This is a genomic window from Rhodopirellula sp. JB055 (assembly GCF_043100905.1).
Lineage (GTDB): Bacteria > Planctomycetota > Planctomycetia > Pirellulales > Pirellulaceae > Rhodopirellula.
In genome coordinates this window covers 1-9,145 of sequence record NZ_JBICHO010000166.1, presented here as the reverse complement: position 1 = coordinate 9,145, position 9,145 = coordinate 1, and the positions used below count along the sequence as shown (strand labels likewise).

Annotated in this window: 7 protein-coding genes; 3 read left to right on the top strand and 4 right to left on the bottom strand. The window is 58.1% G+C overall.

Annotation, left to right across the window (positions count from 1 at the left end; translation table 11 throughout):
* Window positions 1-497 precede the first annotated feature (497 nt).
* Window positions 498-1,265 (bottom strand): DUF1080 domain-containing protein, encoded by a 768-nt coding sequence (locus tag ACF8AM_RS06890; protein WP_392554917.1) that lies wholly within the window; start codon window positions 1,263-1,265, stop codon window positions 498-500.
* A 181-nt stretch (window positions 1,266-1,446) separates the two neighbouring features.
* Here ACF8AM_RS06890 and ACF8AM_RS06885 point away from each other — a divergent pair, with 181 nt between their 5' ends.
* Genes ACF8AM_RS06885 through ACF8AM_RS06875 form a run of 3 tightly spaced genes read left to right on the top strand, consistent with a single transcriptional unit; the run spans window position 1,447 to window position 5,443 of the window.
* On the top strand, window positions 1,447-1,773 hold the full coding sequence (locus tag ACF8AM_RS06885; RefSeq protein ID WP_392554916.1) for a DUF6793 family protein: 327 nt from the start codon (window positions 1,447-1,449) through the stop codon (window positions 1,771-1,773).
* Between the two features lie 50 nt (window positions 1,774-1,823).
* Window positions 1,824-4,520, top strand: a complete 2,697-nt coding sequence (locus ACF8AM_RS06880) for a hypothetical protein (RefSeq protein WP_392554915.1) — start codon at window positions 1,824-1,826, stop codon at window positions 4,518-4,520.
* A complete protein-coding gene (locus tag ACF8AM_RS06875; RefSeq protein ID WP_392554914.1) occupies window positions 4,517-5,443 on the top strand; it encodes an ATP-binding cassette domain-containing protein in 927 nt (308 codons plus the stop codon). The genes ACF8AM_RS06880 and ACF8AM_RS06875 overlap by 4 nt, the downstream gene beginning before the upstream one ends.
* Window positions 5,444-5,505: 62 nt before the next feature.
* Here the strand turns inward: ACF8AM_RS06875 and ACF8AM_RS06870 are convergent, their stop codons facing one another.
* The 3 genes from ACF8AM_RS06870 to dgt form a co-directional block, all read right to left on the bottom strand.
* Window positions 5,506-5,835 carry a co-chaperone GroES gene (locus tag ACF8AM_RS06870; protein WP_392554913.1) on the bottom strand — a complete coding sequence of 110 codons (330 nt, stop codon included), beginning with the start codon at window positions 5,833-5,835 and terminating at the stop codon, window positions 5,506-5,508.
* Window positions 5,836-5,955: 120 nt separating this feature from the next.
* The gene (locus ACF8AM_RS06865; protein WP_392554912.1) at window positions 5,956-6,963 is read right to left on the bottom strand and encodes a PIN/TRAM domain-containing protein; all 1,008 of its coding nucleotides are present in this window, start codon (window positions 6,961-6,963) and stop codon (window positions 5,956-5,958) included.
* 260 nt (window positions 6,964-7,223) lie between these two features.
* Window positions 7,224-8,366 (bottom strand): dGTP triphosphohydrolase, encoded by a 1,143-nt coding sequence (dgt, locus tag ACF8AM_RS06860; protein WP_392554918.1) that lies wholly within the window; start codon window positions 8,364-8,366, stop codon window positions 7,224-7,226.
* Window positions 8,367-9,145 lie beyond the last annotated feature (779 nt).

The window sequence follows — 9,145 nt, the reverse complement described above, 5'->3', positions numbered from 1 at the left end:
AACCCGACGCGTTAGCGAGGGACTCACCGACTCGTTGCAATGGCACGCGGTCCCTCGCTGACGCGTCGGGTTAGGATGCAATCAACAGGCCACACGGCAGCCCCGTCGGCAAAATCGATCGCCCCCGACGACTCGAAGTTTCCGCCCCAACACGCGAACAGTTGAAGACAACTGTTCTACTCTCGCTCCGCCAAAGTCCAACTCGAAACAGAGTAGAACAGTTGCCCTCCATTGTCCCGCTGCGCCATTCTCCAACGACGAGCGGTTTGTCGACTTGCTCGAATTCACAACCCGACGCGTCAGCGAGGGACCCACCGACTCGTTGCAATGGCACGTGGTCCCTCGCTGACGCGTCGGGTTAGGATGCAATCAACAGGCCACTCGGCAGCCCCGTCGTTAAAATCGATCGCGATCGCGCAACACTACTCGACATTTCCCCCCCAACACGCGAACAGTTGGGGACAACTGTTCTACTCTCGCCGCCTCCGCTCGCGGCCTCACTTCGACTTTGCTTTTTCCAGCATTGCCTGCACACGCTTCTGCTCCTTCGCCAATGCCCCCGATGGAATCGCCATCGGCTCAAAATCAGGCGACGGGTGGAGGAGCTCATCGTCTGGAATCTCTCGCCAACGCAGATTGCGATACCAAACCGGTTGACCGTGATCCTGCAGCCAAAGCTCGCCTCCACGACCAGTGAGATCGCCGCCCCGGATGGCCAATAACTCCACCATCTCTGCCCACTTTGGATCGGTGTAGTCGAAGTCCAGAACCTTTTGACCGTTGAGCCAATGCTGAATCACGGTCCCTTTGCAGACCACCCGCCCACGATTCCACTCACCCACGGGAAGCGTCGCATCCTTGGACGGCGCCATGCAGAAGAACAATGAAGCTGCTGCTTGCCGCGGGTTTTCTCCATACGGACTGCCCACATTGTCTAGCACCTGATACTCGACTTGCCCCGGCCGGTAATACACTCCGCTGTTGCACCCCTTGGAGACCTTCCATTCGAACCGAAGCTCAAAGTCATCCGGAACGGGACTGCGTTTGTAGGTGAGCGGCCCACCGCCAGCAGCACGAAAAAACGCCCCGTCTTCGATTCGCCAGTTCCCACCGTGCTCCCAGCCGGCGAAGGACTTGCCATCCGACAACTCAACGAAATCCTGGTGACCCTCGGCGTTCACAATCGAGCACGTCAAAACGCACGCAGTCCAAAACACCAAATGGGTTACCAACAGCTTTCGACCGAGTCGGTTCCAACACTTCACGGCAATTCCTAGGTTGCGGAGGGAGAGACAGCAAAACGGCGACCACTCTAACCGCCCTCGGCGACGGCGGGAAGCAAAACGGCCCAAGGACCTACAGCCCGGTCGCGACGTGGACTAGGATGTAGGTCCAGCAAACGCATGCTGCGTCGCGGCTCCTCTCCCTCCAACGAACGTCTCCACCATGCCTTTGTTCGAAATTGAAACGGATGCCCATATCATCATCACTTGGGCTGAAAACGAAGACGCGGCTCGTGAAGTCGTCGATGACGCCTACCCAGAAGACGAGCTGATGAGGCTCACCAAACGCCCCCGCGATTCCTGGGTGATCAGCAAAGGCGCCTTGGGACTGACCGACCGCACACTCGACCCGTGCATGACGGCTCGCGAATGCCTGAGCAAATCGGCGGGCGACAAAGTCAACGCGATTCGTTTGTACCGAATGGAAACCGGTTGCGACCTCGAACAAGCCCGCATCGCGATCGAATCCAATATGGTAATGGGATGGTGAAGGACGCCTTCGAGCCCTCTCCGCTTCCATCCCCTCTCGATTGAGACCCCATGATGAAACCAGCATCGCCTCCCAATCCATGGCAGTGGTTTGCGTGGCTGATGTTGGTGCCTCTGCTCGCTGGCTGCGACGGATGCCGCCAAACTGAACAGGCGGACCTCAAAGAAGAACTTGAGCAGCAGAAACTCCCCCCCTTCACGATCAGCTCCGCCAAAGCTTTCCCAGCCACCCGCCCCGACGCGGGAACCCAAGGCGCCAAAGACGGTGCCATCAAACCGGGCCACTGGTTCGCGGCCGGAGTTGCGTTGAAGAGCAACCACGAAGACGAACGCGGCGCGATCCAAACCGAAACGAAAATCACTCGCCCGGTCGACGCGTTCACCGACCTCGCGGTCGAGGAGCAAATCGAACAAGACCTGGAAGAAGCCTCCGCTCGAACAATCGGCAAACCCTTCCAAGTCCGCCGGCCCGCTGTGCTGCCACGCGGCCAACGCCGCGAACTGGAAACTCGAGCCCTCGCCCCCGAAGCTGGAGGCAAGCTGGTAACGGGCATCGAACTGGACGGCGATTTCATTTCCTCCCGCAGCGGTTCCTCCGTACCGCTTCGACCAAGCAGCTTTGCCGCACTGCCAACCCAGTCTTTCTTCTTTGTGGTGCTGACCGAACGGTCCGAGCGATTCACGCGGCTGCAAACATCCGACTGGGTCGAACCACTGCGAGCCATCGACGAATACTATCGCCCGCGAGAAAACTACCGCGTCGTCATCCCGCCCACCCAAGGCGTCTTGCCACTGTCCGAAACGATGTTGGATTGGACCTCCACCGCGGTTCTGTTCTGGGACGATCTGACATCGTCCGCCCTGACACCCGGACAACGAAACGCGATCCTGGATTGGGTGCACTTCGGTGGCACCTTGGTGGTCAACGGTCCGTCGGCAACGGACGCGATCGAAGACACACAACTGAAATCGCTACTGCCGATTCAGGCGGACGGCAATGAAGAAATCAACAGCGACAACGCGATTGCCTTCTTAAAATCACACCAAGTCGCCACCGACAAATCCCTGCCGGCGATCCAAGCCAGATTGACCAACGACAACAGCACCGTGGCAGTGGCTGGCCAACCTGCTCCCGAGGCAACGTCTCTGGGTGACGGCGACCTGGTCTACCAGCGACAAATTGGGCGTGGACGAATCGTTCATAGCCGCGTTGACCTGCTGAGCGAATGGATGACCGCGTGGAAATCCTACGACAGCTTCTTCAACAGTGCCGTGCTCGGCCGACCGCCACGACGTTGCTCGGCAGTCGACTCGTATCGCCCAATCAGCCCTGGACCATTCCTGATCGAGGACGAAATTGACACGGTGGCCGAGGAAGAAATGGCTGCCACTCTCAACCTGCCGTCATTCGAACAAAAGCTGGTGGGCATGACGTTGGAAGACGTTCCGCCATCCATCAACTCGCGATTTCGACTGTTCGCACGTGACATGCGATTGGGAACACCTCCCAGCGAGGCGGCATCAGACACCATCAAACCGCCCAGCGATACGGAGAGCGCCCCACTCCGCACCCCCAACGATTACCGCAACCGACTGGAACCGGAAACCTTGCTGCACCCGGTCAGCGGCGTGGGCGGCTGGAAAGACGACAGCCCCGTGATGACGTCGTTTCGAAACTCGCTGCAACAACGAATCGGAGTCACCATTCCCGATTCATCCTTGGTGATCAAGAGCCTGCTGATCTACTTGATCGTTTTGATTCCACTGAACTACGCCATCTTCCGATGGATGGGGCGACTCGAGTGGGCTTGGCTCGCAATGATCCCCATTGCCCTGGTGGGCGCCTTCATGATCGCGCGTGCTGCGCAACTGGACATGGGCTTCGCACGCAGTCGCAACGAATTGGCGTTCTTGGAAATCCCACGGGAACACGATCGCGGGCACCTGACTCGCACGATCGCGCTTTACAACTCCTTGGCCAGCAACTACTCCGTCCAATTCGAAACTCCTGACGCCGCAATCACCATGCTGACGTCTCGGAAAACCGACTCACGCAACGCGAATATGTTCGACTCCGATGACCTGACACTTCAACTTGGTTTTGACGCAGGACCGCGATTGGATGGCATCGCGGTCGGCAGCAACTCCTTCGGCGCCGTGCACACCGAGCAAATGGTCCCGATCGGCGGATCGCTCTCGCTCTCCCCAGACGGAAGCAAGCTGCAAAACGACTCCAACTTGGATCTGTCGGATGTCTACGTCATCCGACGTTTGCCAGGAGCCAACGCCACTTCCGACATCGAGATCGCGGTTCTGGGAGGCGTCTCGCCAGGCGAATCACCGTCACTGTCTTATCAACCGGCGGAGCAAATCCGCGTCCCTTCCGACATGGATTCGGGAGTCGGGCTGTGCATGCAGCGAATCCTGACAAGCACCCTCATTCCACCGGGCACGACCCGCTTGCTCGGACGACTTGCCAGCATCCCTCCTGAGCAAGCCGATGCGAACGAGAGCCCCGCTTGGGGAGGTTTAGAAATCTCGCCCCGGTGCAACCAAGTGGACGCTGACACGATCGTCCTGGCACACTTGGAATACCCGCCCCTGCCTTCGCCTCAGCCCGACGAAAACCTGGCGGAAGACTTCCAACCTCGCACGACCGAACTGGAAGAAGACAAGCAGAACCGCCAGCAAGAATCGCCGAACTTATCCACCATCGAAGAACCAGACGCCTCGAAGGAAGCACCATGATCACCCTGGAAGGTTTCGGCAAAGATTACGGTGAATTCACTGCGGTGGAATCCATCGACCTTCAAATCGACGCCGGTGAAACGTTTGGGTTCATCGGTCCCAACGGGGCAGGCAAGAGCACCACGATTCGCTTTTTGGCAACGCTGCTGCGAGCCACTCGCGGACGCGGTGAAGTGGCCGGTTGCGATGTGATGAACGATCCCATGGGGGTTCGTCGAGCGATTGGTTACATGCCCGACAACTTTGGTGTTTACGACGGGATGCGAGTGTGGGAGTTCCTGGACTTCTTTGCCGTCGCCTACGGCATCTCCCGCTCACAACGCGGACCGATCATCGACAACGTGCTCGAACTGCTGGACCTGGGTCACAAACGAGACGATTTCGTCAACGGGCTGTCACGGGGGATGAAGCAACGCTTGTGCTTGGCCAAAACCCTGGTGCACGATCCCCCCGTGCTGATCTTGGACGAACCGGCCAGCGGCTTGGACCCGAGAGCCCGAGTGGAAGTCAAAGCGCTTTTGAAAGAACTGCGTCGGATGGGCAAAACCATTCTGATCAGCAGCCACATCCTGACTGAACTGGCTGACTGTTGCACCTCGATCGGAATCATCGAGCGAGGCCAACTGCTGATGAGCGGCCCCATCGATCAGGTGTATCGCAAAATCCGTCGCAATCGAACGGTCGAAATTGCCTTCACCGAAAACGCCGAAGCCGGGATCTCGATCCTGCGAAGCAGCCCCGCGCTACGAGACCTGGAACTGCGTCCCGATCGCGTGATCGCCGAATTGGAAACCGACGACGCGGGATTGGCGACGTTGCTGAATCACCTGATCGCTCAAGGCGTTCAAATGCGATCGTTTTATGACCGCGACCCGACGCTCGAAGACGTCTTCATGAGCGTCACCGAAGGCCTGGTTTCGTAGTCGAGCACAGCAGGTGATCCCGACGAAGTCACCACGGCGGCCAAGGTATCCGCCGACGCGACTCACTCTTCCGGGGATTCGCGTCGAAAAACGGCAACGATGTCATCCACGGGAACCACAAACAACTGATTGTCGTGTTCCAAATCCACCGGAATCGCGTTCTTAGGGTGGAACAGGATTTTGTCGTACTGCCGCAGAGGCAACTCGTCGTCGTTTTCAACCACGGTGCTGATCGTCACGATCCGACCCGTGATCGTTGGGATCTCAGCCGCATCGGGAAGCGCGATCCCGCCTCGCGTTTCTCGCTTGGGTTCGTCTTTTCGGACTAGCACCCGATCGCCGATCGGCTCCACGTATTCGAATACTTTGGGCGCTGTTTTCTTTTTTGCCATGTCTGGTTTCTTAAGAGCAAATTCAGAGAGATCGTTTGGGAATTCGCGTTGAATCCCCTGGGCGTCGCGATGGACCATCGCCGCGACGCAATTGTCTTTCAGGCCGATCGATGACTGGTCTTAGCGACCGTCGACTTTGGTGAAAATCATCTTGCCAGCATTGGTCTGCAGCGTGCTGGTCACTCGCACATCAATCTCTTGTCCGATCTTGTGACGGCCACCTTCGACCACCACCATCGTGCCATCGTCCAAGTACCCAATGCCTTGCTCAGGCCCTTCACCGGGTTTGATGATTCGCAACCGGAATGACTCATCGGGCAAGAACACCGGTCGCAACGAATTGCTGATCTCGTTGAGATTGATGACCGGAACGCCTTGGACTTTCGCGACCTTATTCAGGTTGTAATCGCCGGTGACAACTTTGCCCTCCAGGTGCTTGGCCAACAAGACCAGTTTCAAGTCGACCGTTTGTCCTGCCAATTCAGGCAATTCGCGATCGAAGATCTGCAAATCCACGTTCTCGTCAGCTCGCAAACGATTCAACACGTCCAGTCCACGCCGACCGCGCGTGCGACGCAATTTGTCACTGCTGTCTGCAATCGCCTGCAGTTCGCTCAATGCAAACCGCGGCATGATCAGTTGGTTGTCGAAAACCCCGGTGGCGACCAAGTCTGCGATGCGGCCGTCGATGACCACACTGGTGTCCAGCACCAACGGTTTGAACCCTTTCACTTCGCGGACAAATTCCACATAGGGAATGAGAAACCGAAAGTCATCTTTGGTTTGCAACAACACCGACGTGCAGACGTAACACAGCACCAAACCGACCACCAACTGGAACACTCGCAGGTTGCTGGTCAGCTCGATCAACGGTGCCGCAGCGATTGTCAGAATGAACGTTAGCAGCACACCGACCAGAACCCCGAAATAAACCGAGGTGATCGTGTCGATCCGTTTTCGCGGGACATAGATGTCCAGCACCACGATGCCCACTGCCAGTCCCATGATGGCGACGAAGGTCAACCACGGCAAAGCCTCTGATCCACCACTGGGCAGGGAAGTGTTGATGATTGCCGATACGCCTCCGGCGCACAGCAAAAAGATAAATCGCAGGACAATCAGTGCCATGGTGGGTGCGACGTTGATCAAAACGCCGCTTCAGCAAAAACGGGGGACGGAAAGAGAGGCTCTCAGTGTAGATGCTACCGCTGGAACGCCCAGGGGGTTCGTTTGAACCGTAAAACACGGCGTTTTACGCAAGAAAGACAACAAAAAACCGCTGCCATCCACGCAAACTGACTGGCAGAAGCCACCATGTGTTCAGGTCGCATCGCCAACCGAAGTCGTTTGAATGCCCACTCGGTGCACCAATCACGGTTCTCAGCGGCTCACCAATCCGACAAGGGCCCATTCATCGATTGCTGCAACACCAAGAATTGCTGATCGCAGAACCGGTCCGTCATGCCTGCCAGGTACTCACCAACCACCCGTTCCCTGGGCTTGTGTTCGAGTCGCCGCCGAAACCGCATCGGCAATCGATCGGGGTTCCGCTTCAAAGCCTCGAACAAGGTGTGCACCCGATCAGCCGCCGCCTCGCGAACCGGCATCAACCGAGCGTGCCGATAGACCGCCTCGAACAAAAAGCTTTCCAGTTCGGCTCGTTCCGACGCCATCGTTTGCGAATGCCCCACGCGGACTCCCGCTTGGCAGGCCGCGTCGGCGGACAAGCCCTCCACGTTCTGCAACCGCTCGATCGAAACATGCAGCAGATCGCCAACCTGCAAATCAATCAGCTCGTGCACCAACAATTGACGCAGCGGCCCCACCGGCAACTGCCCCGCTTTTTCGCGGACACGCTGCAAGGTGCGACGGACAATCGCCAGTTCGGACAGCGCGTCGATCGACAGCAGTCCCATTTGCAAAGCGTCGTCGATGTCATGAGCGTCGTACGCGATCGAGTCCGCCGCATCCACAATCTGAACTTCCAACAACGGTGCATGCCCCACCGCGGCCTCGGCCTTGTGCGCCCGGGTGTCCTGTCCGGCCAGAGTCTCCTGGGACAGGTTCAACCCTGGAAACGCGTGATAGCGTTGCTCTAACTCTTGAACGATTGTCAGCGCAAATTGGTTGTGCGAAAAACCGCCGACCGAACGCATGCATTCCGACAGCACGTCTTCGCCGCAATGTCCAAATGGCGGGTGGCCGATGTCATGCATCAATGCAAGCGCCTCGGTCAAATCCTCATTCAGTCGCAACACTCGAGCCAATGTGCGGGCCACCGACGCGACTTCAAACGTGTGCGTCAAACGAGTTCGGTGGTAGGTGCCCATCTCGCCCGTGAAAACCTGCATCTTGCCCGACAACCGTCGAAACGCACTGCTGTGCAAAATGCGGTCACGGTCGCGTCCGTAGGGACCTCGGTAAGCGTGCGGTTCTTCCGGATGAATTCGCCCCGCCGTGTCAGAACTGTGCATCGCGTAGGATGCCAGCAACAAGTGTTCGCGGTCGGCGTAGCGGCGAAGATCGATCATCGGACCGGCTAAAGACATGAGTCGTCGTTCCATCAATGCCGACGGACGCCGGCGAGTAAATTCAGTGATCAGCAAAGAGCGGACTCTCGGTCGACACCGCCTCATCCGAGGCCGGGCAACGGCAGAATCCACTTCCACCCTGATAGCATGCAGCACGAAATGCGCCACGCAGCCGCTCGCCGCCAGAATCCCCCAATGAAATTCAATTCCATCCATTGAACGCAGTGGCGAAACGACGACGCTCTGTTGCCGAGTCCACACCGCCATGATTTTCCGGCTCCAAGGAGCCTTTTCGAGTGACCTGCGACCAGTCCAGAGTAGCTTTTCCCGCGAATTTCTCCCATAGCACCTGGCAGGATCCGCCCCCGCCGACCTGAGTCAAACTGCCACCCCACCATGGGAAAGCTCCGTTTTGGCAGGTTTTCCAGCCAAAGCAGCTCTGAATCGACCCACAACCACTCTCCAGAAAGCCCACAGGCGTTCACGAACTCAGTTGTCATGCGCGAACATCGAAATAGACTGACGCCGGCCGAACCGATGCGGTCCGCAGAACCGATTCTCGCGTCTTTTTCTGCTCCATCGTCACAATCGGCATCTTCCCCCCTTCTTGATTGACAGCATGACTGACCCCTCCATCGGCTCCGACGCCCCCCTGCCCACCGCTGTTTCAGCCCCCCCCCCACTCTCTCCCCCCACTCCTCCTTGTACTTATCCCTACAATTCTCTCCCTCTCCCCCACCTCCCTCCCCCCCCCCCCCCCCCCCCCCCCCCCCCCCCCC